General features: G+C 67.4%; 29 protein-coding genes, 1 tRNA gene and 1 other RNA gene. 19 read left to right on the top strand and 12 right to left on the bottom strand.

The features are described from left to right. The first annotated feature begins 6 nt into the window (after positions 1-6). The 4 genes from murI to D6T64_RS10665 all read left to right on the top strand — a co-directional run bounded on the left by murI (position 7) and on the right by D6T64_RS10665 (position 3,281). The gene (murI, locus tag D6T64_RS10680; RefSeq protein ID WP_119974660.1) at positions 7-870 is read left to right on the top strand and encodes a glutamate racemase; all 864 of its coding nucleotides are present in this window, start codon (positions 7-9) and stop codon (positions 868-870) included. Continuing rightward, positions 867-1,652: a ribonuclease PH gene (gene rph / locus D6T64_RS10675; RefSeq protein WP_325049791.1), complete on the top strand. Its 786-nt coding sequence runs from the start codon at positions 867-869 to the stop codon at positions 1,650-1,652. The genes murI and rph overlap by 4 nt, the downstream gene beginning before the upstream one ends. Further along, positions 1,649-2,260: an RdgB/HAM1 family non-canonical purine NTP pyrophosphatase gene (gene rdgB / locus D6T64_RS10670; protein WP_377010472.1), complete on the top strand. Its 612-nt coding sequence runs from the start codon at positions 1,649-1,651 to the stop codon at positions 2,258-2,260. Before rph ends, rdgB begins: the two co-directional genes overlap by 4 nt. A gap of 100 nt (positions 2,261-2,360) precedes the next feature. Further along, a complete protein-coding gene (locus D6T64_RS10665; RefSeq protein ID WP_119974658.1) occupies positions 2,361-3,281 on the top strand; it encodes a cation diffusion facilitator family transporter in 921 nt (306 codons plus the stop codon). 14 nt (positions 3,282-3,295) lie between these two features. Here D6T64_RS10665 and D6T64_RS10660 read toward each other — a convergent pair whose 3' ends face one another. From D6T64_RS10660 to D6T64_RS10645, 4 genes are all read right to left on the bottom strand, one after another. Then, positions 3,296-4,024, bottom strand: coding sequence for a DedA family protein (locus D6T64_RS10660; protein ID WP_119974657.1), 729 nt, complete (start codon positions 4,022-4,024; stop codon positions 3,296-3,298). A gap of 111 nt (positions 4,025-4,135) precedes the next feature. Then, complete coding sequence (locus tag D6T64_RS10655) at positions 4,136-4,876, bottom strand: DedA family protein (protein ID WP_233551045.1); 741 nt, start codon at positions 4,874-4,876, stop codon at positions 4,136-4,138. 27 nt (positions 4,877-4,903) lie between these two features. Continuing rightward, a tRNA-Leu gene (locus D6T64_RS10650) sits at positions 4,904-4,988 on the bottom strand. 2 nt (positions 4,989-4,990) lie between these two features. Next, positions 4,991-5,950 (bottom strand): LysR family transcriptional regulator, encoded by a 960-nt coding sequence (locus tag D6T64_RS10645; RefSeq protein ID WP_119974656.1) that lies wholly within the window; start codon positions 5,948-5,950, stop codon positions 4,991-4,993. A 136-nt stretch (positions 5,951-6,086) separates the two neighbouring features. Here D6T64_RS10645 and D6T64_RS10640 point away from each other — a divergent pair, with 136 nt between their 5' ends. From D6T64_RS10640 to D6T64_RS10595, 10 genes are all read left to right on the top strand, one after another. Then, a complete protein-coding gene (locus D6T64_RS10640; protein ID WP_119974655.1) occupies positions 6,087-7,493 on the top strand; it encodes an MFS transporter in 1,407 nt (468 codons plus the stop codon). Further along, complete coding sequence (locus D6T64_RS10635; RefSeq protein WP_199719134.1) at positions 7,486-8,325, top strand: 3-hydroxybutyrate dehydrogenase; 840 nt, start codon at positions 7,486-7,488, stop codon at positions 8,323-8,325. The genes D6T64_RS10640 and D6T64_RS10635 overlap by 8 nt, the downstream gene beginning before the upstream one ends. Positions 8,326-8,649: 324 nt before the next feature. Further along, positions 8,650-9,882 carry a CpaF family protein gene (locus D6T64_RS10630; protein WP_119974654.1) on the top strand — a complete coding sequence of 411 codons (1,233 nt, stop codon included), beginning with the start codon at positions 8,650-8,652 and terminating at the stop codon, positions 9,880-9,882. After that, a complete protein-coding gene (locus tag D6T64_RS10625) occupies positions 9,879-10,775 on the top strand; it encodes a type II secretion system F family protein (RefSeq protein ID WP_233551044.1) in 897 nt (298 codons plus the stop codon). The genes D6T64_RS10630 and D6T64_RS10625 overlap by 4 nt, the downstream gene beginning before the upstream one ends. Beyond that, positions 10,763-11,710: a type II secretion system F family protein gene (locus D6T64_RS10620; protein ID WP_233551038.1), complete on the top strand. Its 948-nt coding sequence runs from the start codon at positions 10,763-10,765 to the stop codon at positions 11,708-11,710. Before D6T64_RS10625 ends, D6T64_RS10620 begins: the two co-directional genes overlap by 13 nt. A 57-nt stretch (positions 11,711-11,767) precedes the next feature. Further along, positions 11,768-11,983: a hypothetical protein gene (locus tag D6T64_RS10615; RefSeq protein WP_233551036.1), complete on the top strand. Its 216-nt coding sequence runs from the start codon at positions 11,768-11,770 to the stop codon at positions 11,981-11,983. A gap of 20 nt (positions 11,984-12,003) precedes the next feature. Continuing rightward, positions 12,004-12,420 (top strand): TadE/TadG family type IV pilus assembly protein, encoded by a 417-nt coding sequence (locus D6T64_RS10610; protein ID WP_119974653.1) that lies wholly within the window; start codon positions 12,004-12,006, stop codon positions 12,418-12,420. Beyond that, on the top strand, positions 12,395-12,883 hold the full coding sequence (locus D6T64_RS10605; protein ID WP_119974652.1) for a hypothetical protein: 489 nt from the start codon (positions 12,395-12,397) through the stop codon (positions 12,881-12,883). The genes D6T64_RS10610 and D6T64_RS10605 overlap by 26 nt, the downstream gene beginning before the upstream one ends. Next, positions 12,880-13,359 (top strand): pilus assembly protein TadG-related protein, encoded by a 480-nt coding sequence (locus D6T64_RS10600; RefSeq protein WP_119974651.1) that lies wholly within the window; start codon positions 12,880-12,882, stop codon positions 13,357-13,359. The genes D6T64_RS10605 and D6T64_RS10600 overlap by 4 nt, the downstream gene beginning before the upstream one ends. A gap of 288 nt (positions 13,360-13,647) precedes the next feature. Further along, positions 13,648-13,920, top strand: coding sequence for a hypothetical protein (locus D6T64_RS10595; protein ID WP_119974650.1), 273 nt, complete (start codon positions 13,648-13,650; stop codon positions 13,918-13,920). 29 nt (positions 13,921-13,949) lie between these two features. Here D6T64_RS10595 and D6T64_RS10590 read toward each other — a convergent pair whose 3' ends face one another. From D6T64_RS10590 to D6T64_RS10580, 3 genes are read right to left on the bottom strand one after another with little or no spacing between them, the layout of a single operon-like run. Beyond that, positions 13,950-14,618 carry a pentapeptide repeat-containing protein gene (locus tag D6T64_RS10590; protein ID WP_119974649.1) on the bottom strand — a complete coding sequence of 223 codons (669 nt, stop codon included), beginning with the start codon at positions 14,616-14,618 and terminating at the stop codon, positions 13,950-13,952. A gap of 2 nt (positions 14,619-14,620) precedes the next feature. Continuing rightward, a complete protein-coding gene (locus D6T64_RS10585) occupies positions 14,621-15,091 on the bottom strand; it encodes a nitroreductase family deazaflavin-dependent oxidoreductase (protein WP_119974648.1) in 471 nt (156 codons plus the stop codon). Between the two features lie 43 nt (positions 15,092-15,134). Next, a complete protein-coding gene (locus D6T64_RS10580) occupies positions 15,135-16,394 on the bottom strand; it encodes an MFS transporter (RefSeq protein WP_119974647.1) in 1,260 nt (419 codons plus the stop codon). Between the two features lie 82 nt (positions 16,395-16,476). Here D6T64_RS10580 and prfB point away from each other — a divergent pair, with 82 nt between their 5' ends. The 5 genes from prfB to ssrA all read left to right on the top strand — a co-directional run bounded on the left by prfB (position 16,477) and on the right by ssrA (position 20,866). Next, positions 16,477-17,589: a peptide chain release factor 2 gene (gene prfB, locus D6T64_RS10575; protein WP_119974646.1), complete on the top strand. Its 1,113-nt coding sequence runs from the start codon at positions 16,477-16,479 to the stop codon at positions 17,587-17,589. An 89-nt stretch (positions 17,590-17,678) separates the two neighbouring features. Beyond that, on the top strand, positions 17,679-18,911 hold the full coding sequence (gene ftsE / locus D6T64_RS10570; protein ID WP_119974645.1) for a cell division ATP-binding protein FtsE: 1,233 nt from the start codon (positions 17,679-17,681) through the stop codon (positions 18,909-18,911). Continuing rightward, on the top strand, positions 18,908-19,822 hold the full coding sequence (ftsX, locus tag D6T64_RS10565; RefSeq protein WP_119974644.1) for a permease-like cell division protein FtsX: 915 nt from the start codon (positions 18,908-18,910) through the stop codon (positions 19,820-19,822). The genes ftsE and ftsX overlap by 4 nt, the downstream gene beginning before the upstream one ends. Before the next feature lie 71 nt (positions 19,823-19,893). After that, the gene (gene smpB / locus D6T64_RS10560) at positions 19,894-20,370 is read left to right on the top strand and encodes an SsrA-binding protein SmpB (protein WP_119974643.1); all 477 of its coding nucleotides are present in this window, start codon (positions 19,894-19,896) and stop codon (positions 20,368-20,370) included. 122 nt (positions 20,371-20,492) lie between these two features. Next, positions 20,493-20,866, top strand: a transfer-messenger RNA (tmRNA) gene (gene ssrA, locus D6T64_RS10555). A 78-nt stretch (positions 20,867-20,944) separates the two neighbouring features. Here the strand turns inward: ssrA and D6T64_RS10550 are convergent. From D6T64_RS10550 to D6T64_RS10530, 5 genes are all read right to left on the bottom strand, one after another. Then, positions 20,945-21,709: a PIG-L deacetylase family protein gene (locus D6T64_RS10550; protein ID WP_119974642.1), complete on the bottom strand. Its 765-nt coding sequence runs from the start codon at positions 21,707-21,709 to the stop codon at positions 20,945-20,947. Continuing rightward, positions 21,706-22,938 (bottom strand): glycosyltransferase, encoded by a 1,233-nt coding sequence (locus tag D6T64_RS10545; RefSeq protein ID WP_233551034.1) that lies wholly within the window; start codon positions 22,936-22,938, stop codon positions 21,706-21,708. The genes D6T64_RS10550 and D6T64_RS10545 overlap by 4 nt, the downstream gene beginning before the upstream one ends. Positions 22,939-22,947: 9 nt before the next feature. Next, complete coding sequence (locus D6T64_RS10540) at positions 22,948-24,141, bottom strand: XdhC family protein (protein WP_119974640.1); 1,194 nt, start codon at positions 24,139-24,141, stop codon at positions 22,948-22,950. Between the two features lie 60 nt (positions 24,142-24,201). Then, positions 24,202-25,041: an SRPBCC family protein gene (locus D6T64_RS23215; RefSeq protein WP_233551031.1), complete on the bottom strand. Its 840-nt coding sequence runs from the start codon at positions 25,039-25,041 to the stop codon at positions 24,202-24,204. A gap of 8 nt (positions 25,042-25,049) precedes the next feature. Beyond that, on the bottom strand, positions 25,050-26,323 hold a 1,274-nt coding region (locus tag D6T64_RS10530), incomplete at its 5' end, for a vWA domain-containing protein (RefSeq protein WP_119974639.1).

Raw genomic sequence — 26,323 nt, 5'->3', positions numbered from 1 at the left:
GATCCAGTGACAGACGCACCGATCGGAATCTTCGACTCGGGAGTGGGCGGCCTGACCGTCGCCCGGGCCATCAAGGACCAACTCCCCAACGAGTCCATCCTCTATATCGGCGACACCGCGCACTCGCCGTACGGGCCCAAAAAGATCGCGGATGTGCGCGGTTATGCCCTCGAGGTGCTCGATGAACTCGTGGCGCAGGACGTGAAGATGCTCGTGATCGCCTGCAATACGGCATCAGCTGCCATGCTGCGTGACGCCCGTGAACGGTACAGCGTGCCCGTGATCGAGGTGATTCAGCCGGCCGTGCGCCGCGCGGTCATCACGACCCGCAACCAGCGTGTCGGCGTGATCGGAACGGCCGGCACCGTCAATTCCCGCGCCTACGACGACGCCTTCGCTGCCGCCACGCACATTCGGCTGTTCACCCAGGCCTGCCCGCGTTTTGTGGAATTCGTCGAGGCCGGTATCACCACGGGGCAGGAACTGTTCGACGTGGCGGAAGAATACCTGGCCCCGCTGCGCGAGCAGAACGTGGACACGCTCGTGCTCGGCTGCACCCACTACCCGTTCCTGCGCGGAGCGATCTCGTACGTCATGGGTGATGCCGTGACGCTTGTCTCAAGCGACACCGAGACGGCCAACGACGTCTACCGCACCCTCATCAGCCAGGGCCTTGTCCGAGAGGAAACGACGGCGCCGAGCTACCGCTACGAAGCGACCGGCGACAGCGCCGAAGACTTTCTCGCCCTGGCCCACCGACTGCTGGGCCCTCAGATTTCGCGTGTCGACCTGATCGAGACCGGGGCGCTCAGCCTCGCGTCTCTCGAGGCCTTCGCCGCCCAGACCCGCCACCCCAAGGAGAACCCGTGACCATCCCCACCCCCGCGACCTCGGCCGCCCTGCGCATTGACGGCCGCACCAACGACCAGCTGCGCCCGATCACGATCGAGCGCGGCTGGAGCAAGCAGGCCGAGGGCTCGGCCCTGATCTCATTCGGCAACACCCGCGTGCTCTGCACGGCCTCGTTCACCAACGGGGTTCCGCGCTGGATGAGTGGCAAGGGCAAGGGCTGGGTCACCGCCGAATATTCGATGCTGCCCCGCTCGACCAACTCGCGGATGGACCGTGAATCGGTCAAGGGCAAGATCGGCGGCCGCACCCACGAGATCAGCCGCCTGATCGGTCGCAGCCTGCGCGCCGTGGTGGACATGAAAGCCCTCGGCGAGAACACTGTGGTGCTTGATTGTGACGTGCTGCAAGCGGATGGCGGCACCCGCACGGCCGCGATCACCGGCGCTTATGTCGCCATGGTTGACGCGATCGAGTGGGGCCGCTCGAAGAAGTTCATCTCGGCCAAGGCGCAGCCCCTCATCGACAGCGTCTCCGCCGTCTCGGTCGGCATCATCGGGGGAGTGCCCATGCTCGACCTCGCGTACACGGAAGACGTGCGCGCCGACACCGACATGAACGTCGTCGTCACCGGTCGCGGTCTCTTCGTCGAGGTGCAGGGCACCGCCGAGGCGGCACCGTTCGATCGTACAGAGCTGAACTCCCTGCTCGACCTGGCCCTCTCCGGTGCGGTCTCGCTCACCGAGTTCCAGAAGACAGCGCTGACCGACGCCGTGACGGCCGGCACGGCAACGGGAAACTGACCGTGGCCGCAGCGCCGACCGTGCAGGTCGTACTCGCCACCCACAACCCGCACAAGGTCGAAGAACTCCGCCGCATCCTCGAGCCGGCACTGCCCGGGGTTGAGGTTCTCGCCTACGACGGGCCCGAACCCATCGAAGACGGCGCAAGTTTCACCGCGAACGCGCTCATCAAAGCCCGAGCGGCCGCCGCCCACACGGGACTCCCTGCGATCGCCGACGACTCGGGCATCTGCGTCGACGTGCTCGGCGGCTCACCCGGCATTTTCTCCGCCCGCTGGGCGGGCCCCGCGAAGGATGCTGGCGCGAACCTTGACCTGCTGCTCTGGCAGTTGGGGGACATGTCGGCCGAACACCGAACAGCTCACTTCACCTGCGTCGTGGCGCTCGCCCTGCCGGACGGTACCGAACGGGTGGGAATCGGTGAGTGGCCCGGCCAGATTCTCGCCGAGGCGGCCGGGGCAAACGGGTTCGGCTACGACCCGATCTTCCTGCCCGACGGGTACGCGATCTCGGCGGCGGAACTGACGGCATCCGTCAAGAATCAGATCAGCCACCGGGCGCTCGCATTCGAGGCCATCGTGCCGGAATTGCGCGCCCTGCTCGGCTAAGGCTCCGTGCGCGGGCGCGTCCCGGGCGCCTGAGAATGGCACTCATACCCAACTGGGGTGCTGGCTGGCAATTGGCCGGTCGCGGTTCTAGTTTGGAACTATGGCGCACTCCCACGGGCATTCTCACGGCACGGGCACGTCGAACCGCGCCCGGCTGACCCTTGCCATCGTCATCGTCGCGGCGGTGCTCGTCGTCGAGGTCATCGGGGCCTGGATCACCGGGTCGCTCGCCCTGCTCGCCGATGCCGGACACATGTTTTCCGACCTGGCCGGCCTCACGATCGCCCTGGCGGCGACCCTTGTGGCCGCCCGGCCGCCGACGGACCGGCAGACCTTCGGTTATCAGCGCGCCGAAGTCTTCGGGGCATTGCTGAACGGGATCATCCTGGTCGGGGTGGCCGTTGCCGTCGTGATCGGTGCGCTCGGACGCCTGCTCGATCCGGGGACCGGCCACGTGCTCGGCGCACCGATGCTCCTGGTGGCGGTCATCGGGCTGCTCGCCAACATTGCCGGCGTGCTGTTGCTGCGCCCGGCGCAGGGCACGTCGATCAATATGCGCGGTGCCTATCTCGAGGTGCTCGCCGACGCGCTCGGGTCGGTCGCCGTGATCGTGGCCGCGGTGGTTATTCTGTTCACGGGCTTCGATCAGGCGGATGCGATCGCCTCCCTGCTGATCGCGGCCATGATCCTGCCGCGCGCATTCGTGCTGCTGCGCGACGTCGTGCGGGTGTTCAGCGAATCCACGCCCGCGGACACCGACGTCGACGAGATCCGTCGTCACCTCGTCGCCACTCCCGGGGTGCTGGCGGTGCACGACGTACATGTCTGGGCGATCACGAGCGGGGCCCATGTCTTCAGCGCCCATATCGTGGTCGATCCCGTCGTGCTGGCCGCTGGCGGTACCGGCGCCCTGCTCGATGAGCTATCGGAGTGTCTAGCCCACCATTTCGACGTGGAGCACTCCACGTTTCAGCTGGAGCCCGCCGAGCACGCCGCCCATGAGGACCAGCACCACCGTTAGCCGGATAGAACCGCTCAGGCCTCGTGACGGCCGTCGTGGGCGGTCTTGAAGGTGTTCGGGTCGAGGATCAGGTTCTCCGTCGTGACGGGGCGGCTGCTCAGACGCTTGGCTTTGCGCACGGACTGCGCGTAGTGGAATGCGGTCGGCACGAGCGTGAGCACCACGGCCGCGATCAGGATCACATCAATGTAGTTCTGCACGAATTCGGCGACGGGCGGGATGAAACCCAGCAGGTAGCCACCGAAGGTGAGTCCTGCGCCCCAGATCAACGCGCCGATCAGGTTGTAGAAGGTGTACTTGCGGTAGTCCATGTGCCCGACACCGGCAGCGACCGGGGCGAAGGTACGTACGATCGGAACGAAGCGGGCGACGATGACGGCCAGCCCGCCGAAGCGCACGAAGAAGGCATTCGTGCGTTCGACATTCTTGATGCTGAAGATGCCCGATTCCTTGCGCTCAAAGATGCGCGGGCCAAATCGGTGCCCGATCAGGTAGCCCACCTCCCCGCCGAGGAACGCCGCAAACCCGATGGCGAGGGCCACCCACCAGATGTCGATGGTGATGACCCCGGCAAAGGTGAGCAACCCGGTGATCACGAGGAGAGTGTCGCCGGGCAGCAAGAATCCGATCAGCAAGCCGGTCTCCGCGAACACGATTGCGCAGACGCCGAGAAGTGCCCACGGGCCGAACCCGGCGATGAGGACTTCCGGGTCAAGCCACGGGATCAGGGCGGTGTGATTCACAGAGAAAACTCCAGTCGGCGGGCGGCCACGGGGGCAAGGGGTGGTGAGCGCGGATACTGACGACAGGCTACCCCGTTAAGGCCAATATGAGCCGTGAAAGTGGGGGCTTGCTCAGCCGTTCGGCGCGGCGTCGGACGGGGCGACTGCCTCGTTGCTGGCCTGCAGCCGCGCCTCGGTGCGGGCATCACGTCGGTCCGCGCGCCAGGTGCGGTAGCCGAACACGATGGACGCGGCTATGAACACGCCGGCGATGACGTAGGCGGCGCTCTTGACGCCGGGGATCGAGGCTGCGTAGTAGCCGGTGAGCGTCAGCCCGACGCCCCATGCGACCGCGCCGAGCAGGTTGCTGGTCAGGAATTTGACGTAGTTCATTCGGCCGACGCCGGCGATCACCGGGACGAAGACCCGAGCCCAGGGCATGAAGCGGGCTATCACCACCGCCCACCAGCCGAACTTGCGATAAAACGTCTCGGTGCGGGCGATGGCGGCGAGGGTACGCCGTCCGCCGCGACGCTCGAGGTAGCCCCGCCCGTACCGCCGGCCCAGCAAAAAGCCGACCTGATCGCCGAGGAACGCGGCGACGCCGGTACCCATGACGAGGAGGACGATGTTCAGATCACCGCTCGCGGCGGCGACGAGACCCGACCCGAACAGCAGTGAATCCCCGGTCACAAAGGGAATGAAAACTCCGAGAAAAAGGGCAGTGCCCGCGAAGACCAAGCCCCACACGATCAGGTAGAAGAGCACGATGCCGGTTGTGCCGAGCAGGTCACCGAGCTGTTGATCCAGCGCGGCGGTTGGCAGCACGGCGGTTGGTAGCACGGCGGTTGGAAGCACGGCGGATACCAGCACAGAACCCCCTTCTGACGGCGTTGCAGCTGGTGCGGGAGAGGGGACTTGAACCCCCACGCTCGAAAGCACAGGAACCTAAATCCTGCGTGTCTGCCAATTCCACCACTCCCGCAGCTACTCGGTCAGTCTACTTTGTCCGCCCTCGTCCCGCCGAGCAGTACCGCCGAGCAGGGCCTGCTGAAATTCGGACGTACGCGTGCGCAGTGCCGTGACGACGGCGGCGACCGCAGGCTGTCGCAGGGACTCGGGGCGCAGCACCATCCAGTAGGGGAGCTGTTCGTGAAAGTCCCCCGGCAACAGCCGAACCAGGTCTGGGTGCTGATCCGCCATGAAACAGGGCAGAAAGCCAATCCCGGCTCCGGCCCGCGTCGCTTCGACGTGCACGAACACGTTGGTCGAACTCACCGAGTCCATCATTGTCGGGACCAGCCGGCGCGGTGCGTCGAGGTCATCAACCTGCAGCATGGAGTCCACGAAATAGACGAGCGGATGCCGCGTCAGCTCGTCGACGCTGCTCGGCGTTCCCCGCTCCGTGAGGTAACTGCGCGAGGCGTACATGCCCAGCGTGTAATAGCCCAGCCGAAAGGCTTCGGCGCGGTGAACCTGCGGTTCACCGACGACGACCTCTATGTCCAGGCCGGAGCGGTGCTGCAGCGCGCGTCGGGTCACCGTGACGATTTCCACCCGCAGCTGAGGGTGCGCGCGCTGCAGGTCGGCGACGGCGGGCGCCGCGATGTAGGCGCTGAAACCGTCCGTGGCCGACATGCGCACGACCCCGGTGAGCCGAGCGGGGGCATCCGCGGGAGCCTGTAAGACACCAACGGCCGATTCGATGCGTTCGGCGGCCTCGACGGCTCGGCTGCCGAGGTCGGTGACCTCCCAGCCACCCGCCGTTCGGGACAGTACCCGTCCGCCGAGAGCACGTTCCAGGCTTGTGATTCGACGCGAGATGGTCGTGTGGTTGAGCCCGAGGCTGTCGGCCGCGGTGGTGAAACGACCGGTGCGAGCCACGGCGAGCAGCACGAGCAGATCGTCGGGGTTCGGTGGCGTCGCGGGCGTGTGGGGAAACGTCATGTCTGCAATTATGCACACGGCCTGTGTCGAAGTGGTTCTTGTTGCACGCGGGACCTGCGGGAATACTCAGTACAGGCAACAGCCAGCCCACCCTCACCCCCACAACCTGTCAGTGACGACAGCGAAGGAGACAGCCATGAGCGTCAATGAGCGTCTGGAAGCCGACGGGGCGAATAAATCGTCAGCGCGCGGCCCGGAATCTGAGAAGTCCGGATTGAAGAAAATCGTGGCGGCCTCGATGGTCGGCACCGTCGTTGAATGGTACGAGTTCTTCCTCTACGCTACCGCGGCCAGCCTGGTCTTCGGAAAGGTCTTCTTCCCGAACGCCGGCAGTGAGCTCGACGGCATCATCGCCGCGTTCCTCACCTATGCCGTGGGCTTCATCGCCCGGCCGCTCGGCGGAATCGTCTTCGGTCAGATCGGTGACAAGCTCGGCCGCAAGCACACCCTGCAGGTCACCATCATCATGGTCGGTGTCGCCACCTTCCTGATGGGCTGCCTGCCGGGGTTCGACACCATCGGCTACTGGGCGCCGGCGCTGCTCGTCGCACTGCGCTTCATCCAGGGCTTCGCGGTCGGCGGGGAGTGGGGCGGCGCGGTGTTGCTCGTCGCGGAGCACAGCCCGAACAAGTCCCGCGGATTCTGGTCGAGTTGGCCGCAGGCGGCCGTACCGGTCGGTAACCTGCTGGCCACGCTCGTTCTGCTCACGATGACCTGGATCCTCCCCGCCGACCAGTTCCTCAGCTGGGGCTGGCGCGTTGCCTTCTGGCTCTCGGCGGTCATCGTCGTGATCGGCTACTACATTCGTACCCACGTCAGTGAAGCCCCGATCTTTCTCGAGGCCCGCGCGCAGGTCGAGGCCGAGAAGGCCATCAGCTACGGCGTTCTCGAAGTCGTGCGCAAGTACCCGAAGGGCATCCTCGGTGCCATGGGCCTGCGGTTCGCCGAGAACATCCTCTACTACATCATCGTGAGCTTCTCGATCGTGTACCTCGTGACCGTGCACCAGTACGACACCAGCCAGTTGCTGCTCGCGCTGCTGATCGCGCACGTCGTGCACTTCCTCGTCATTCCCCAGGTCGGGCGTCTCTCTGACGCACTGGGCCGCAAGCCGGTCTACCTGGCCGGCGCCATCCTCGGCTCCACCTGGGCCTTCTTCGCCTTTCCGATGTTCGACACCCTCAACCCGGTGCTCATCGTGCTCGCGATCACCGTGGGGCTGTGCTTCCACGCCCTCATGTACGCTGGCCAGCCCGCCATCATGGCCGAGATGTTCCCGACCCGCATGCGCTACTCGGGCGTCTCCCTGGGCTACCAGGTCACGTCGATCCTCGCCGGGTCCCTGGCCCCGATCATCGCGTCTGCGCTGCTGCAGCGCTTCGAATCATGGGTGCCGGTCGCGATTTACATCATGATCGCCTGCGCGATCACGGTCGTCGCGGTGGTCACCCTGAAAGAAACCCGCGGGGCCTCCCTCCGTGAGATCGACGCGGTCGATGCCCGCAAGCACGGCCTCGCCCCGGCGGCTGCTGTCCATGAGTGATCTCGCTCAGGCCACTCAGGCCACTCAGGCCACTCAGGACACTGAGACTCGAGCGCTGCTCGCGCTGCCAACCGGTTCCCTCACCGGCCGCCGTGCCGTCGTGACCGGGGGAGCAAGCGGCATCGGCGCGGCCATCGTGCGCTCCCTCGCCGAACGCGGAGCCCACGTCATCGTCGCCGACATGGACGATCGCGGCGCGAAATCGCTCGCCGAGGAGATTGACGGGTCGAGCTGGCCGGTGAATCTGCTCGACCCGCAGGCGGTGGCCGACAGCGCGCTCGCCGAGGCGCTCGATGGCGTCGACATCCTGGTGAACAACGCCGGAATCCAGCGCATCAATCCAATCGAGGATTTTGCGCCGGAGGACTTCCACCGCATCATCAACCTGATGCTCGAGGTGCCGTTCCTGCTCATCCGGGCCGTACTGCCGCAGATGTACACGGCCGGCTTCGGGCGCATCATCAACGTGTCCTCGGTGCACGGGCTGCGGGCCTCGCCTTTCAAGAGCGCCTACGTCGCCGCCAAGCACGGGCTCGAGGGACTCTCCAAGGTCACCGCCCTCGAGGGCGGGCCCCACGGAGTGACGAGCAACTGCGTGAGCCCCGGATATGTGCGCACACCCCTGGTGGAAAAGCAGATCGCCGACCAGGCTGCGGCGCACGGCATTCCCGAGTCTGAGGTGCTCAGCCGCATCATGCTGACCGAGAGTGCGATCAAACGGCTCGTGGAACCCGCCGAGGTGGGCTCGCTCGTGGCCTGGCTGGCGTCGACCGAGGCCGCCATGGTCACCGGGTCGAGCTACACGATGGACGGCGGCTGGTCCGCCCGCTGATCCGCGCAGGTGTTGATCCGCGGCATCCGCTCGAAAAATACTCCGGCACCCCCGCGCTTCGCGGGGTGCCGGAGTATTCGTGCAGGCGCCGATCAGCAGAGGATGCGCCCGATCTCCGGTGCCGAGGTCGGCTGCCAGGGAGAGGTCGGCACGGGGGAAGTCGGCTCGGCGTGCTCGATGGTCGGTGAGCATGGTCGAGTGCTGACAAGTCCTCATTGAGGGGCACTGTCCCTGTGGCTATACGAGTTCGCGATAAAGAGACCCGCGAAATATTGCCTGTGGAGAACTTTCCCACTGACGGTCGGAATGCTGCATCATGCAGTCATGACCGAGGCCGTGCGCGAAATTACCGAGCAAGTTCGCCTGCGCGTGCGCCGTGAGGGAGTGGACCTGGCCGCCGATCGGGGGCTGGCCGAGCAGTATGTGCGCGATGAGCTGCGCCGCTACAGCGAGCGCGCGCTGGGGGGCCACGGTGCCCTCATCCGCGACGAGCATCAGGCCGCTCGCGAGATCGTCGCCTCCCTGACCGGCTTCGGGCCGCTGCAGCCGCTGCTCGACGACCCCGACATCGAGGAAATCTGGATCAACGGGCCCGATCGCGTGTTCGTCGCCCGAGACGGGATCGCCGAACTCACCGCGATGACATTCACCGAGCAGGAGATGCGTGACCTCGTCGAGCGGATGCTGCAGGCCTCCGGCCGCCGCGTCGACCTCTCGTCGCCGTTCGTGGACGCCACCCTTCCCGACGGGTCGCGGCTGCACGTGGTCATCCCGGATATCACGAAGCATTTTGTGGCGGTCAACATACGCAAGTTCACCCGGCGCATCCGGGACCTGAACCAGCTCGTGGAGCTCGGCTCGCTGACACCGCAGGCGGCCGAATTCCTCCGGATGTGCGTGCTCGCCGGGCAGAACATTCTCGTCTCCGGCGCCACCCAGACCGGCAAGACCACCCTGCTGAACGCGCTGCTGTCGGCCACCCGGGCCCGCGACCGCATCGTCACGGTCGAGGAGACGTTCGAGCTGAACCTCACGGCGCGCGACGTGGTCGCGATGCAGTGCCGCCAACCCAGCCTCGAGGGCACCGGCGAGATCACCCTGCGACGCCTGATCAAGGAGGCCTTGCGGATGCGCCCGGACCGCCTGATCGTGGGGGAGGTGCGGGAGGCCGAAAGCCTCGACCTGCTCATTGCTCTGAACAGCGGCTTGCCCGGGATGTGCTCGATCCACGCCAACAGCGCCCGGGACGCCCTGGCCAAGCTGTCGACGCTGCCGCTGCTGGCTGGGCGCAACATCGACTCGGCCTTCGTGCTGCCGACCGTTGCCGGGTGCATCGACATCGTGGTGCACTGCGAGCTGGACCGTCACGGTTTTCGCCGGGTATCGGAGATCATCGCGCCGAGTGGCCGACTCAGCGGTGCCCTCATCGAGGCGAGCCCGATCTTCCTCTCACCGGACGGGCGCCTCACAGCCACCGGCGGCTACCCGACGAAACTGGCCAAGTTTCGAGCGGCAGGCCTCGACCCGGCGATCGTGCTCGGTCCGGGAGCCGCATGATCGCCGGCATGGTCGGGGGCGTGCTGCTCGCCGGCGCCGGGCTCGGTGGGGTGTTGGGAGCAGGCCTGGTGCTGGTGCTGGCACCGTTCCTGTGGCCTGCCCCGATGACCGCCGATCCGGGCCGACGCGGTTCCGGGCAGCGGATGCGCACCCTGCTCGCCCAGGCCGGCCTCGGCACCGTACCGGTGCCGGCTTTCCTCGCCGTCTCGATGGTGCTCGGCCTCGCCGGCGCGGGACTGGTTCAGGGCCTGTTGGGCGTGGCCGCCCTCACCCTGGTCGGGGGCGCCGCCAGCGCCGCCGGGCCGTGGCTGATCGTGGCCTCGCGGGCTCGTGCCCGGCGCCGGGCGAACCGCACGGTGTGGCCGGATGTCGTCGACCACCTCGTCTCGGCACTGCGATCGGGTCTCGCCCTGCCTGACAGCGTGAGCAGTCTGTCGCACGCCGGCCCGATCGCCACCAGAGCGGCCTTCGCCGCCTTCGAGCGCGAGTACCGGGCGACGGGAAATTTCGCGCACGGTGTGACGGAACTGAAGGAGACCCTCGCCGATCCGATCGCGGATCGCATCTGTGAAACGCTCCGAATGGCGCGGGAAGTCGGCGGCAGCGACCTGACCGTCGTGCTGCGGAGCCTGGCCGCCTGGCTGCGCCAGGACGCGGCCATCCGCTCTGAGGTCGAAGGCCGGCAATCGTGGATCGTCAATGCGGCCAGACTGGGCGTCGCGGCGCCGTGGCTGATCCTCGTGCTGCTCGCCTCGCGCCCGGAAGCGGCGTTCGCGTACAACACGCCCACGGGAACGGTGGTGATCGCCGGCGGACTGGTCGTCTCGATCGTGGCCTACCGGGTCATGATCCACCTCGGTCGTCTGCCCGAGGAACAGCGGTGGTTCCGGTGACGGCGGCCCTCGGCTGGGCGGTGCTCTGCGGTACGGGCCTCGGCGTCGGACTGTGGTCGCTCGTCAGCCTCACGCCCCGGCTCAGCCGCCCCCGACTCATCGACCGCGTGGCGCCGTACATCCTCGATGTGTCCAGCGCGGCCCGGGCGTTCGTCGGACGTAAAACCCTCGACCCGGTTCCGGTGCTCGGCAGCCTCGCAGCGCCGATGCTGGGCTCCCTCACGCGACTGTTGGCCCGCATCCTGGGCGGCGCGGATGCCATCGAACGTCGGCTGCGGCAGGCCGGCCTGACCCTCACCAGTGATGAATTCCGGTTTCGGCAGCTGGTCTGGGCGCTCGGGGCCTTCGCCGCTGGCGCGGTAGTCGTGCTGGTCGCACCGGCGGCACGGTCGCTACCCGTGCCGCTGCAGCTGGTAGCCCCGCTGCTCGCCGGACTCGGCGGGGCACTCGGCCGGGAGGCCCTGCTGCAGCGGGCGGCCACCAGGCGGCTGGCCCGGATGTCCAGCGAACTGCCCACGGTGCTCGAATTCCTCACGCTCTCCCTCTCAGCGGGGGAGGGGATCCTCGACTCGATTCGGCGCGTGGCAACGTCGAGCTCCGGAGAGCTCGCGCGCGAGCTCGGCGGTGTCGTCACCGACGTGCACGCGGGGGTGCCGCTTGCCGCTGCCCTCGCATCGATGGCTCGCCGACTCGACCTGCCCGCAGTGACCCGGTTCACTGACCAGGTCACCGGCGCCCTCGACCGGGGTTCGCCGATCGCCGAGGTGCTGCGCGCCCAGGCGCAGGATGCCCGCGAGCAGGCCAAGCGCGACCTGCTTGAAACGGCGGGCAAGAAGGAGGTCGCCATGCTGGTTCCCGTAGTTTTTCTGATCCTGCCCATGACCGTTCTGTTCGCGATTTTTCCCGGGCTGGTTGTTCTGCAGACCGGTTTCTAGTACGCCCAGTTCCCGCTCCAGTCCGAGTTTCAGGCCCGATCCGAAAGCAGGCAACCCATGTTCACCGTTCTCCACCAGTACTTCCTGTCGCTGTGGTGCCGGCTGCCGGGCAGCCGACGTCGTCCGCGCTGGGCCGAAGAGCGCGGTGACGTGCCGGGCTGGGTGCTGATCACGCTGATGACAGCGGGCCTCGTGCTCATCATTTGGGGGCTCGCCGGCCCCGCGCTCAGCGGCGTCTTTCAACAGGCGATCGACCGCGTGAGCGCGTTCTAACAGCGATGATGGTGCCACGGATGTTGCGCGCGGGGTGGCGGCAAGACCTGCGTTGCGGGAACCCCGCCGACGGCGGCTCGGCCGTCGCCGAGTTCGTCATGGTGGTCTCGCTGCTGACGCTGCTCACCCTGTCGGTGATGCAGCTGGCCCTCGCCCTCCACATTCGCAATACGGTTCTCGACGCGGCGGCCGAGGGCGCCCGCTTCGCGGCGCTCGCCGGAAACACGCCGGGGGACGGCAGCCTGCGTACCCGTGATTTGATCGGGTCCGCGCTGGGCGAGCGCTTCACCGTTGACGTCACGGCGAGCCTCGAGAGCGTGAGCGGCGTCTCAACCGTGGCGGTGCGCGTGCGTGCGCCGTTGCCGATTCTCGGGCTGCTCGGACCTCAACATGGGTTCGAGGTGACCGGGCATGGAGCGCTCGAAGAACTGGAGTAGCGCGAGTCGATGGTGGGGCCGGGGCCGCGGAAAGGGCGAGACCGGGTCGGCCGCGCTCGAGTTTCTCACGGCCGGATTCCTGCTGCTGGTGCCGCTGGTCTACCTCGTCGTCTCGCTGTCCGTAGTGCAGGCCGGGGCCCTGGCGGTCGAAGGCGCCGCCCGGCAGGCCGCGCGCGTCTATGTTCAGGCACCCACTGAAACCGTCGCGGTCGAGCGCGCCACCCGGGCCGTGGAATTCGGGCTGGCGGACTACGGACTGAAGGCAACGGATGCCACGGTGCGGGTCGCCTGCACCGGCGGCGCCGACGGGTGCCTCACCCGTGAGTCGGGGGTCACGGTGACCGTGAGCCTGAGCGTCGCGCTGCCGCTGATCCCCGATGTGTTGTCCCTGCGCGGCGCGGCGAGTATTCCACTGCAGGGAACGGCCACCCAGATCGTGTCGCGGTTTCGGGAGGACCTGTGAGTGCCGCCGAAACGCCCGACCCGAGCGACCGCACCGACCCGAGCGACCGCACCGATCACGGCGAAGACGGCTCGACGCTGCTGCTGACCATCTTCTACGGGTTCCTGGCCACCACGCTCATCCTGATTGTCGTCGCGGCCACCTCGCTGTATCTCGAACGCAAGCGGCTGTTCACGCTCGCCGACGGTGCCGCCCTCGCGGCCTCGGAGGCGTTCACGCTCGACACCACGTCGGGCACTCCGGTGCCCCACCTCGATTCTGCGACGGTGTCCGCCGCCGTCGATCGCTACCTGGCGCTGGCACCGCACGACGGTTTCGAGGGCTTCGGCGTCAGCCGGGCAGTCGCCGTGGACAATATCGGCGCGAGTGTGACCCTGACAGCCTCGTGGCGCCCGCCGGTGGTGTCCCTGGTGCTGCCGACCGGCATTGCCCTCGTCGTCACCGCCGACGCGCGGGCCGCGTTCGGCGGCCGCTGAGCCGAACTTCAGATCTGGACATTTCAGAAGTTCTGACTTATTCTGAGTAATTGTCGGGATTGCGTGTAGACTATTCTCAACTCGTAGTCGACAAAGAAAGCCTCCTACTCTGTAGGAGGCATTTTTTATTTCACGGCCCATCCGCTACCCCGGGTTGGGCCTGTCAGGAATTGTGAATTGAATCGAACGTGGTTCGGTTTGGGAACCTGTCCATACGGTGTGGCCGCCACCGTGTGCCCCAGTTTTTTCGCGGCACTGTTTCACCCATTGTGATTGACCGTGATACTCATGGACGTAATCCTGGACATGCGCAGCGTTTCGCTGCTTGATTTTGACTCCGTGCTCCCCTGCGAGGGAGTGCACCACGAACGCGGACTCAGCGGGCACGATCCGGCAGAGTCCGGCGGGTTCATGGTGATCTCTCCGTGCTGCGGGCCCAAAGTCATCCAGTGCTCGCCCCGCGTCGCGGCCATGCAGAGTTCCGGTGTGCTCTACTGCGGGGTGTGTGAACGTGAGCACCTGACGAGCGAATATCGTTTCATCCCGCTCGATAATACGTAGGCCCTGCGCCGCGCTCTCTCGTGCGGGTGCTATTCGACACGGATGCCGAGGTGCGCGGCCAGCAGGGGCGCGAGCAGGGCGAGCTGCGCGTCGTCGATCGTGGCGCCGCGCAGCCCCTCGAGGCCGTGGATGGCACTGAACTCGCTCGAACGCAGGTCGACATCGGTGCAGCGCGCACCGGTGACATCGAGGGTGCCGATGCGGCAGTTCTGCAGCTCGACCCGCTGCAGGGTCGCGCTGCCGAGATCGAGCTCATCGATGATGCAGTTCGAGAGCAGAACGTCGGTCAGTGTCGCGTTGCGCAGGTTGACGAAGTCGAGCTTCGATCCGTCGATGTGCACCGATCGCAGGGTGGCCTCGTACGCCTCCATCGAGCCGATCCGCGCATGGTCGAGGCGCACATCACGCCAGGTCGAGCGGGGCGCACTGAACACGGGCGCATGCAGATCGGTGAAAATGCTCTCCGACACGGTGATACCGCGCAGGGCCGCATCATGCAGGTCGACGCCGACGAACTCGCACTCCTCAAACGTCGCACCCGTCAGGTCGCGCTCGCCGAGGCTGACGCCGGTGAAGCGCAGCGCTTCGCATCCGTCGCCGCGCCCGAGCGCTGCGCCGTCGCTGTCGGTGATGCCGTGCAGCCTGATCGGGTCGATCAGGGGTGAGCGGATGCCGGTCGTCGGGCGCGGGCGGGCCACGCTTAGGCGGCGGGAGTGGTCGTGGTAACGGGAAGCTCGGCCACGGGCTCGAGCACGAACACCGGAATCTCCCGGTCGGTCTTGACCTGGTAGTCCGCGTAGTCGGGGAACGCAGCGACGGAACGCTCCCACCACACGGCTTTTTCATCGCCGGTGACTTCGCGGGCGCGCATATCCCACTTGCGAGTGCCGTCCTGCAACTCAACCAGCGGATGCGCGATCACGTTCGCGTACCAGACCGGGTTTTTCGGGGCGCCGCCGAGGGACGCCACCGCGGCGTAGACGCCGTCGTGTTCGACGCGCATCAGCGGGGCCTTGCGCAGTTTGCCGCTCTTGACGCCGAGGGTGGTCAGCACGATCACGGGCATGTCGCGCAGCGTGGTGCCCTGCGTGCCGCCGGATGTTTCATACAGGTCGACCTGGTCGCGCACCCACTGGGCAGAGCTGGCTTCGTATTCTCCGATGAGGGGCATACACGCGGGAACCATTGCGGGGTCGTGAGTATTCCCGACCGGCTCAGCGGCGTGGGTGCGGAGCGTAGCGCGGGATATACCGACCGAGGATCACGGCGCCGCACAGGCCGAGCACGCCCATCACGCCGCTGGCCAGCGAGAGCGAGGCGAGGGCCGTGATGCCGGCGACGCCGAGCGGAGCCAGGGCACTGCCGAAATCGGCGGTGAAGCGCCAGGCGCCGAGGAACTGGGCAGGGTCGTGCCGGGGAGCCAGGTCGGCACCGAGGGTCATGATCAGGCCGCTGCCGATTCCATTGGCCAGGGCGAGGAACATGGCGACGGCGATGAACCACTCCACGTTGCTCGCAAGGTCGTGAGTCGTGGCGAGCACCAGATGGCCGGCGCCGAGGCCGATCAGCGAGGGCACGGCGGTCCAGATTCGGCCGAAGCGGTCCATGATCTGGCCGCTCGCGTAGAACAGGGCGAAGTCGATGCCGCCGGCGATGCCGATGATGAGCGCGGTCTCGGGAGCGCTGATGCCGATACTGACCGCCCAGAGCGGCAGGATGACCGTGCGGCTGGCCCGCATCGCGCCGACCAGGGCCGTGCCGGTGCCGAGCCGGGTCAGAACGCCGCGGTGGCTCCAGATCGTCTGGAAGAGGCCGCTGGCCTGGGCGGATGCCTCCGCCACCGGGTCCGCAGGTTCTGACCGGGAGGGTCGCGCGAAGGTGCTCGACGGGTCAGGCAGCAGGAGCAGCACCGTGGCCGCGGCGGCGCTGCAGACGATGAACATCCAGAACACGGACTGGGTGCTTCCGGTCAGGTAGATCAGGCCGGCCGACAGCAGCGGGCCGATGAACCAGCCCGCCCGAAAGACCCCGCCGAGGGTGGACAGCGCTCGGGCGCGATAGACCAGCGGAACATAGACCGTCATGAAGGCATGCCGGGCGAGTGAGAACACCGCGGTCGCCACCCCGATCAGGAAGATGCCGACGCCGAGCACCCAGGGATTCTGGGCGCTCAGGCAGATCAGCACGGCGCCGACCGTCAGGGCCGACGACCAGATCATGGCGTTACGCTCGCCGATCCGGGACACGACCCAACCGCTCGGAATGTCACCGATCAATTCGCCGACCATGATCATCGCCGCGATAAAGCCGGCCAAGGCGAGCGTGGCGCCGAGGTCGTCGGCCACCAGGGGAATCAGCGGAATGATCGCGCCCTCCCCGATGGAGAACAGCAGCGTCGGCAGGAAAGCGACGAGGGCGACCGATCGAAGACTGAACGGGCGCTCCGGCTCGCGCGCAGACTCCGGAGGGCTCATAGATTTCGATGCTACGCCAGTGTCAGGACCGCACTGTGCGACCCGCGCGGGTGGGCGGCCGCGCCCGGTAGGCTGGGTCGACATGATTGACCTGGATTTTTCGGAGCAGATCGCCGCACTGCGGACCACCTTTGGCGACATCCGTTCGGTCGTCGATGTCGAACGCCTGCGGGCCGACATCGCCGAGCTGAGCGAGCAGGCGGGGGAGCCCGACCTGTGGGACGACACCGAGCACGCGCAGAAGGTGACCAGCGACCTCAGCCACCGCCAGAGCGCCCTCGCGCGCATGGAGAGCATCGAGACCCGCCTCGACGACCTCGAACTTCTCGTGGAGATGGCCAACGAGGGCCACGGCGACCAGGATTCCGCCGACGAGGCCACGATCGAGCTGGCGAGCCTGCAGAAACTCCTCGGCGAGCTCGAGGTGCAGACCCTGCTCAACGGTGAATTCGACGAGCGCAACGCCGTCATCACCATTCGCGCCGGAGCGGGCGGTGTCGACGCGGCGGACTTCGCCGAGATGCTGCTGCGCATGTACCTGCGCTGGGCCGAACAGCACGACTACCGCACGAGCGTGCTCGACATCAGCTACGCAGAGGAGGCGGGCATCAAGTCCGCCATCGTCGAGTTCGACGCGCCCTACGCGTTTGGCACGCTGAGCGTGGAGGCCGGCACTCACCGCCTCGTGCGGATGAGCCCGTTCAACTCCGCCGGTAAACGCCAGACCTCCTTCGCCGCGGTCGAGGTCGTGCCGCTGATCGAGCAGACCGAGTCGATCGAGGTGCCCGACGGGGACATTCGCGTCGATGTCTTCCGGTCGAGCGGACCCGGCGGCCAGTCCGTCAACACGACCGACTCCGCCGTGCGCATCACCCACCTGCCCACCGGCACCGTGGTGAGCTGCCAGAACGAGAAAAGCCAGATCCAAAACCGCGCGGCGGCGATGCGCGTTTTGCAGTCCCGACTGCTGCTGCTCGAGCGCGAGAAGGAAGCCGCGACAAAGAAGGAACTCGCCGGTAACATCACCGCCAGCTGGGGTGACCAGATGCGCAGCTATGTGTTGGCGCCGTACCAGATGGTCAAGGACCTCCGCACGAACCACGAGGTCAACAACCCGACCAACGTGTTCAATGGTGACCTCGACGGCTTCATCTCCGCCGGAATCCGCTGGCGCAAGAAAGCTCCCACGGACTAGTGCCAACCGGTGGCCGAAGCTTGGCATTCGGTGGGTGGGGCGAGTCGTAAGTCGCTATTCGGTCGACGCGTGCCTAGGCTCGGTATGCCATGATCCGATTTGATCACATTTCCAAGAAGTATCCCGGTACTACCCGACCGGCACTGAACTCGATTGACGTCGAAATTCTGCGAGGTGAGTTCGTCTTCCTCGTCGGTGCGTCCGGCTCGGGCAAATCGAGCTGCCTGCGCCTCGTGCTCAAGGAGGAGAAGCCGACCAGCGGCAGCATCCACGTGCTGGGCCAGGACCTGCGCTCAATCTCGAACCGCAAGGTGCCCTACTTTCGCCGAAACCTCGGCGTCGTCTTTCAGGACTTCCGCCTGCTGCCGAACAAGACCGTGTTCGACAACGTGGCCTTCAGCCTGCAGGTCATCGGCAAGTCCCGGGGCTTCATCCAGGAAGCCGTGCCTGACACCCTCAAGATGGTCGGCCTCGCCGAAAAGGCCCTGCGCTTTCCCCACGAACTTTCCGGTGGTGAGCAGCAGCGAGTGGCCATCGCCCGTGCCATCGTCAACAAGCCCCAGATTCTGCTCGCCGACGAGCCCACCGGAAACCTCGACCCGACCACGAGTGCGGGAATCATGGCGCTGCTCGCGAGTATCAATGCCGGCGGCACCACGGTGATCATGGCCACCCACGAAGCCGGCATCGTCGACGAGATGCAGCGCCGCGTGATCGAGCTGGTCAATGGCGAGATCGTTCGTGACGAGCGTCAGGGTGGGTACGCCACCGCGGCGATTCCCACGGTCACCGCCGCCGCACAGACCAATGCGACACGCGTCGAGGCGGCGGCCCGCCAGGCCGAGGTTCCGGTGCCTCTGGCCGCACCGGTGGCCCACCCCGTGCGGGTCGGCGCGGGCGCGACCGGCCAGTCGCTCACTTTTCCCTCCCCGATCGAACGGGTGCCGGCCACTGAACCGGCAGTCGAGCCGCCGGCCGCACCGGTGGTCGTCACGGCCCCCGACTCCGGCATGCCGGTCACCCGGTTCGCTCCCGTGCGCGACGCCCAGCCGGCCCCGATTGTGGCCGAGCCGCCGGCATCCGCGCCAACGCCTGAAACGTCGGCAGCGGATGCCGCTGATCCCGCGACGACCGTCACCAGCGCCGTTCAGTCGGACACCGACCCCGAGTCGACCGGTGGAGGGCCGGTCATGGCCCGCCCGGTCGTGCCCGCAACCCCGCACGATGCCGCCGACCAGCTCACCCTCGCCGAGAAACTCGGCCTGAGGGCACCCGGCGAGAAACCCGATACCGGCGAACAGAATGTAGGACCCACCCGATGAGACTGGGATTAGTGCTGTCCGAAGCCGCCAACGGGTTGCGACGCAACGCCTCGATGGTCGTGTCGGTCGTTCTCGTCACGTTCATCTCGCTCACCTTCGTGGGCGCCGCGGTGCTCATGCAGATGCAGATCGGCCAGATGAAGAGCTTCTGGTACGACAAGGCCCAGGTCGGCATCTACATGTGCACCGAGATCTCGCCCGGGGACACCTGCACGTCGGGGGAAGCCTCCGCAGAGCAGATCGCGGCCGTCGAAGCCCAGCTCGAATCGCCGACCCTCGCCACGTTCGTCGACCAGTATTACTTCGAAACGCACGAGCAGGCGTTCGAGAACTTCCAGAAGCAGTTTGCCGGCAACCCCGTGGCCGACTATGTCACGGCCGACCAGCTCAACCAGACGTTCTGGGTGAACCTCAACGATCCCTCACAGTCGGATGTGCTCGTGGAGAGCCTGTCCGGGGTTGCCGGGGTCGAGAACGTCGCCGACCAGCGCAAATACCTGGACCAGATCTTCTCCGTGCTCAACGTGGCCAGCTACACGGCGATCGGAATTGCCGGGTTGATGCTCGTTGCCGCGGCCCTGCTGATTGCCACGACCATCCGTCTGTCGGCGTTCTCACGGCGCCGAGAACTCGGGATCATGCGCCTGGTGGGCGCATCGAACCGGTTCATCCAGACCCCCTTCATCCTTGAGGGCGTGTTTGCGGCGCTGCTCGGGTCGCTGCTCGCGGGTGGGGCCATCGTGGCCCTGGTGAACTTCTTCGTGCAGGGCTATCTGGGTGAGCGCCTCACCGGCTTCGCCCTCGTCGGCCTCGATGACGCCCTGATCGTGGTGCCCATCCTGCTGGTGGTCGGAGCGGTGCTCGCCGCCTTCTCGGCCAACTTCGCCATCACCCGGTACCTGAAGGTCTAGACTGGAGGGCTGCTCGGCGTTCGCGGGGCGCAGCATCAGGATTTGAGCAACAACATTTCGAGGAGGGGACCGTGCCCAGGGAACGTGGCGAAAAGGTCGTAGCCAGCAACCGCAAGGCGCGGCACGACTATTCCATCGGTGACACCTACGAGGCCGGGATGGTCCTGAGCGGCACCGAGGTGAAATCCCTGCGCGCCGGGCGCGCCTCGCTCATCGACGGCTACGCCTTCATCGACGGCGGGGAAGCCTGGCTCGACGCCGTGCACATTCCCGAGTACACCGCTGGCACCTGGACCAATCACCCGCCCCGTCGCAAGCGCAAGCTCTTGCTGCACAAGCAGGAGATCCTGAAGATCCACCAGAAGACCAAAGAGGGCGGCTACACCCTCGTGCCGCTGCGGATCTACTTTCTCGACGGCCGGGCGAAGGTCGAAATCGCCGTCGCCAAGGGCAAGAAAGAGTACGACAAGCGCCAGACCCTGCGCGAACGCCAGGATAAGCGGGAATCCGACCGCGCCATGTCGGCCCGCCGCAACCTCGGCGACTAGGATTCTGGCGCGCGTCGATGTAGTATTGGGGGCTGCACAGGTTGGGCCCTTCAGTCGTTGACTCGAAATTCCTGACTCGTGCAGATTGGCAATTCAACAGCGTGTGACAACGACCCCACCAGGGGGATGATCGGTTTCGACATTGTTTGCGCAATTGTGAGAAGCGGGTCGAGGATGCAGGGTTATCTCGTTAACGATCTCTGCAAAAAAATAGATGCCGATTCTAAGCGCATCGACTTCGCTCTCGCTGCCTAAGCGAGCGCACTAAGAAGTCCGCCAGACCGGGAATGCTCTCTACCCGGATCCTGACGCCATTTAGAGAGATTGCTTCTACATTGAGCCACGGGGTGTAGAGGGACTTAAACGAAGGCTGGGCCTGTCGGAGTAGATGCCAGTGGCAAATTCCGGGGCCGAGAAAGCGATTTCACTGGATACACCCGTAGAAGGCATATGACCACAGCAGTGGACCGGGGTTCAATTCCCCGCATCTCCACCACTGGGCACGTTGTCACACGCTGTTGTTTGTCTCACGCTGTTGTCTGTCTCACGCTGTTGTTTGTCACACGCTGTTGCGTCAGCGCAGCTCGTGCAGCCCGATCGAGGTTGTGATCGTTTCGCGCTGCCCGCCGGAATGCACGATCTCGGTACCGTCGACGGTTAGCTGGCTCGCGTGCTGGCGCAACGCCGCCGTGACCGTTGCCCGATGCTCCTCAAGCTCGAACCACTCCACTCGGGCACCGGGCGTCGACGCGATTTCGGCGAAGCGGATGCGGCACTCCGCGCTGGCCTGCACGGCCGCTTCGTGCACCCGGACATGGTCGGGATGTCCGTAGCCGCCGCCGTTGTCGTAGCTGATCACGAGATCGGGCTCGACGTGACGCATCAGTGCCGCAACATCCGTGACGACCTCGACCAGCGGAGCCCGCACGAGTGCGTCCTCATCGACGTCGTTCGCCGGCCCGGCCAGGCCGGGGCGGATCCACTCCATTCCCGAGTCACGGTACCGGCGGGGCGAGCGGGACGGCTCCTGGGCGGGAATCTCCCCGAGCCAGAACCGCTCGGCAATGCCGAGGGCATCCGTCGCCCGTTGCAGCTCTCGCTCGCGCTCCGCGGCGAGCTCGACCGTGCCTTCGAGGCCGGTCAAAGGGCCGGCGACGACCTCGCCGCGTTCGCCGCGGGTCGCCGTCAGCAGCGTCACGCGGATGCCCCGGGCGACGAGTTCCGCGATCAGGGCGCCGGTGCTGATGGTCTCGTCATCGGGGTGCGCGTGCACGAACAGTGCCGAGCAGCATCCGTCGAGAATGCTCGTGCGGGCCGTAGCCGCGGGCAGCGCGGTCACGCGATCGCGAGCTCCTGGTGGCGGCCCGCGCTGTCGGGGTGCAGCAGGGCCCGATAGACGGCGGCGAGGCTGGCGGCGGAGCGGGTCCAGCTGAGGTGCTCGGCGCGCTCCCGCCCGGCACGCGACAGCCGCTTGGCGAACACCGGATCGGACACGATACGCGCGATCGCCGCGGCCCACAGCTCGGGGTCACGCGACTGCATGACCAGGCCGGTCTCGCTGTCGATGACGGCCTCGCGCAGGCCACCGGCCGATGCCGCCACCACCGGCACGCCGCTCGCGGCACCCTCGAGGGCGACCAGGCCGTAGGTCTCCGAGTGTGAGGGCACGAGCACGACCCGGGCGCCGCTCAGCAGTACGGCCAGCTTCGCCCGGGGCTGGGGACCGACGAAGCGCACGCCGTCGGCGATTCCGTGCGACGCTGCCAGCGCGCGCAGTTCGTCGACGTAGCCGTCGAAATCGCTCGAGGCATCGCCGGCGATGACGAGTTCGGGGCGCAGCGCCTCGGGAACGGCCGCGATCGCCTCGATGGCGAGGTCGAGTCCCTTCAGCGGCTGCAGGCGCGCGGCGACGACGGCGTACCCCCGGTCCTCGGGCTGCGCGGCCGCGCTGGGCCGGAACAGGGTTCCATCGACCCCGGGCGGCACGACAGCGAGCCGGTCTGCCGAACCGCCGAGGCGCTGCAGTACGGTGTCGGCCTCGGCTTCGCTGATCGCGATCACGGCATCGGACTGTTCGGCGAGCCAGGCCTCGCCGGCCAGGCGTCCGGGGGATTCGGGGCGTTCGCCCCAGGACAGCGGGGAGCTCTCGGGCGCCGCGATGCTGTGGAAGCTTTGCACGTGCGGGGTGCCGGTCAGCCGGGCGAGCGGCAGGGCGGCCATCCCGGAGAACCAGTGGTGAGAGTGGATGACGTCCCACGGCCCGAGCGCGCTCATGCGGGCCCGGAATTCATCGACGAACGACTCGTGGTCACCCTTTGCGACGGGCTCGGCCGGGCCGGCGTCGAGAAACCGCAGGGTGACGCCGGGCGCCAGGTCGACGAAGGGGGGAAGGCCCGCCGAGGATCGGCGGGTGAGGATGTCGACGGAATGCCCGAGCGCGGCGAGGGCTTCGGCCTGATGCCGCACGACGACGTTCATGCCGCCGGCATCTCCGGAACCCGGTTCGTCACCCGGCGAGGTATGCAGGCAAACGAGGGCGATGTGGAGGGGCGTCAAAACATGGGGCACCCCGAAATCTTAACGCACGCGGCTGGGATGCGGCTCGGGAGCGGCATCCGTCGTCGTCGAATCGCTACGCTGCGCCCCGGGAGGCGGGTCCGAATGGATGCGCCGCTTCAGCGTTCCGAGCGGCTCGCCTGTTCCGCCCCAGCGTTCGGCGATGATCTCCGCCACGATCGACACGGCCGTCTCTTCCGGGGTTCGGGAACCAAGGTCGAGGCCGAGCGGACTGTGCAGACGGGCCAATTCGGCGTCGCCGACGCCGGCCTCCTGCAGCCGGCGCATGCGGTCGTCGTGGGTGCGCCTGGACCCCATCGCGCCGGTGTAGGCCAGGCGAGGGCCGCGCAGGGCGACTTCGAGCAGTGGAACGTCGAACTTCGGATCGTGGGTGAGCACGCACACGACCGTGCGATCGTCGACGAGCCCCGCAGCGAACTGTTCTGACAGGTACCGGTGCGGCCAGGCCACGATCACCTCGTCGGCGCCCGGAAACCGCGCGGGGGTGGCGAAGACGCCGCGCGCATCGCAAACCGTGACCCGGTAGCCCAGAAAGCTGCCGGCCCGGGCGAGCGCGGCGGCGAAGTCGATGGCTCCGAAGACCAGAAGCCGCGGTTTGGGGGCGTAACTGGCGAAGAACACGCGCAGTCCTGCTCCGAGGCGTTGCCCGTCGGGACCGTACGTGAGGGTGCCGTGCCGGCCGGCCGCGAGGAGCCCGAGGGTGTCGTCGCCGACGGCCTGGTTGGCTCGGGGGGAACCCAGGTCGCCGTCGATGCCGCTTTCCCGCACGACGAGGTGGCGACCGAGCCGAGCGGCATCGGGATGTTCGATGACCGTGGCCACGCCTACGGGACGGCCGGCCTCGATGTCGGCCTGGACCGACTCGAGTTGCGGGTAGCTCGTGCGGGAGACCGGTTCCACGAAGACGTCGATGATGCCCCCGCAGGACAGGCCGACGGAGAAGGCGTCGTCGTCGCTGACCCCGTACCGCACGAGCACCGGCTCGCCGTCGAGGGCGACCTGGGCACCCAGCTCGTAGACGGCGCCCTCCACGCAACCGCCCGAGACCGATCCGAGCGCCTGCCCGTCGGCGGTCACGAGCATCGCAGAGCCGACCGGCATCGGTGCGGACTCAAAGGTGCGCACCACGGTGGCGAGTCCGGCCTGTTCGCCGGCCCGCCAGCCCGCGAGCACGGAGCCCAGGATCTCTCGCATGTCGTCCTTCGTCGTTCGTTCGTCGGGGCAGTCGGGGCGGTCTTCGTGATGTCCTGAAGACTAGCCGCCCGAACGCCGACGGCCGACCCGGTAGGCGACGAAGGCGACACCGACCACCAGCCCGAGCAGTTTCGTCGGGTTGCTGAGCTGGTCGGTGATGATGCCCTTGATGAGGTCCAGTGCATTGAGGCTGCTCGCGGGCTCGGGCGCGGGCGACGCCGGCGGGGAGGTGGGCCGCTGCGAGGATGCGGGCCGGTGGGTGTACCGGTGTGGGGACTGGCGCGGCTCGTCGGGACCGGGAGTGACGGAAGTGAGCCGATCGGCGGCGTAGGCCTCGCCCGGCGGGATATCGGCTATCTCGGCGACCGCCCGTTCCGAGTCCTGCGTATGCTCGGCCGGTTCGTCGAGGTGCGCGCCGACGGGGGCGGATCCGTCGACCGGACCCGCGGCATCCGTCTGCTCGAGGAGTTCTTGCAGGTTGCCGGCGAACAGCGCCATCATCTGGTCGGTGACGCTGCCGATGACCCCCTTTCCCATCGCGGCCGCCTTGCCCGACAGCGCGAGCTCGGCGCTCACCGTGCCCTGCGTGGAGCCGTCGGTTTCCACGAGCACGAGGGTTACCGTCGCCGAGGCGGTGCCCTGGCCGCGGATCTCCTGGGCCTTGCCGTCGAACACCGCGCGGTGGCCGTGCGCATCCCGTTCGAGCACGTTCATCTGCCCGCGATACTGCATGGTGACGGGGCCGAGCTTGACCTTCATGCCGACCTGGTAGGCATCATCGGAGAGCCGATTCAGAATCTGCGCCCCCGGAACGCAGCCGGCGACGCGCTCGAAATCCATCAGCGTCGCCCAGACGGTGTCAACCGGTGCGACGACGGTGAAGGTGCTGTCCAGTTCCATGAGGTCCCCTAACGTCGGTGTTGCGGATATTCGGGTCTATCGGGTCTGTCGGGTCTGTCGGGTCTGTCGGGTCTATCGGGTCTGTCGGGTGTTCGGCGGTCGGTTGCACAGTTATCGTCACCGATCAGGGCGGCGAGTTCGCCGAGCGCGGCGTAGCTGTGGCCGCTCGCGAAGGCATCGCAGTAGGGCAACGCGGCCCGCATGCCGCCCACGAGCGGCCGGTACCCGGCCGCAGCCTTGCGCGGGTTGACCCAGATGATGCGGTGCGCCAGTCGCCGCAGACGTGCCATCTGCGCGGCGACGAGCTCGGGATCGTCGGTCGCCCAGCCGTCCGAGACGATGACGACGACCGCCCCTCGGGCCAGCCCTCGTCGACCGAAATCGTCGATGAAACGACGGATGCTGCCCGCCAGCCGGGTGCCGCCGGCCCAGTCCGCTGCGCTCGCGGCGGCAGCGGCCAGGGCCACGTCGGGGTTGGGGGCCGCCAATACGCGAGTCACCCGGGTGAGTCGGGTGGCGAACACGAAGGCTTCGGCGTGTGCCGCGGCGACCGCGCCCTGCAGCAGTGACAGGTAGACCCGGCTGTACGGCTCCATCGACCCCGACACGTCGCAGAGAAAGACCAGCCGCCGCGGGCGCGGCCGGCGGGCTTCATAGACCAGCCGGCTCAGGTCGCCGCCGGTGCGCCGCGCTGCGCGCACGGTGTGCCGGAGCGACAGCCGATCGCTCGCGTGCCGCGAGCGCCGGGTGCGGCGGCTCCGCCTGCGGGGCGGTGAGAGCACCAGCCGGCGCACGAGTTGCCGCAGCTGGTCGAGCTCGCCGGGCTGCAGTTCGGCGAAGGAGGTGGTGTGCAGCCGTTCATCCGGGGACGCGACCAGCAGCCAGGTGTCCCGCTCGGCGGCATCCGTCGTGCCCGTTTCGTCGTCGGTCGGAGGCGCGGAGGCCGCGGGCTGCGGGTCGGGGGAGCCGGCGTCGGGCGGGGTTCCCTGGCGCGAATCGGGGGGTGTCGGCCGGGTGCGCGCTTCAGCGCCGACGGCCGGCGGTGCCGTGGGATCTCCGCGACCGTCGGCGGGATCGAGCAGCCCATCGAAGACGGCCGAGAACACCGCGTCAAAAACCGGAAGCTGACTGTGGGCCGAGACCAGGACAACCCGGCAGGTCCAGTAGAGGGGGCCGCGGGCGACCGGCGGCACCTGGGCGAGGGCTTCGGCGAGGCGGGCGGCCCGGTCGGGGCTGGTCGGCAGCCCCGCCCGGCGCAGCGCCGTCGTCAGCCCGACCGCCA

Origin of the sequence: Cryobacterium melibiosiphilum (assembly GCF_003602235.1) — a bacterium.
Classification (GTDB): Bacteria; Actinomycetota; Actinomycetes; order Actinomycetales; family Microbacteriaceae; genus Cryobacterium; species Cryobacterium melibiosiphilum.
The sequence above is the reverse complement of the archived record's forward strand: the minus strand, read 5'-3'. Positions and strand labels throughout refer to the sequence as shown.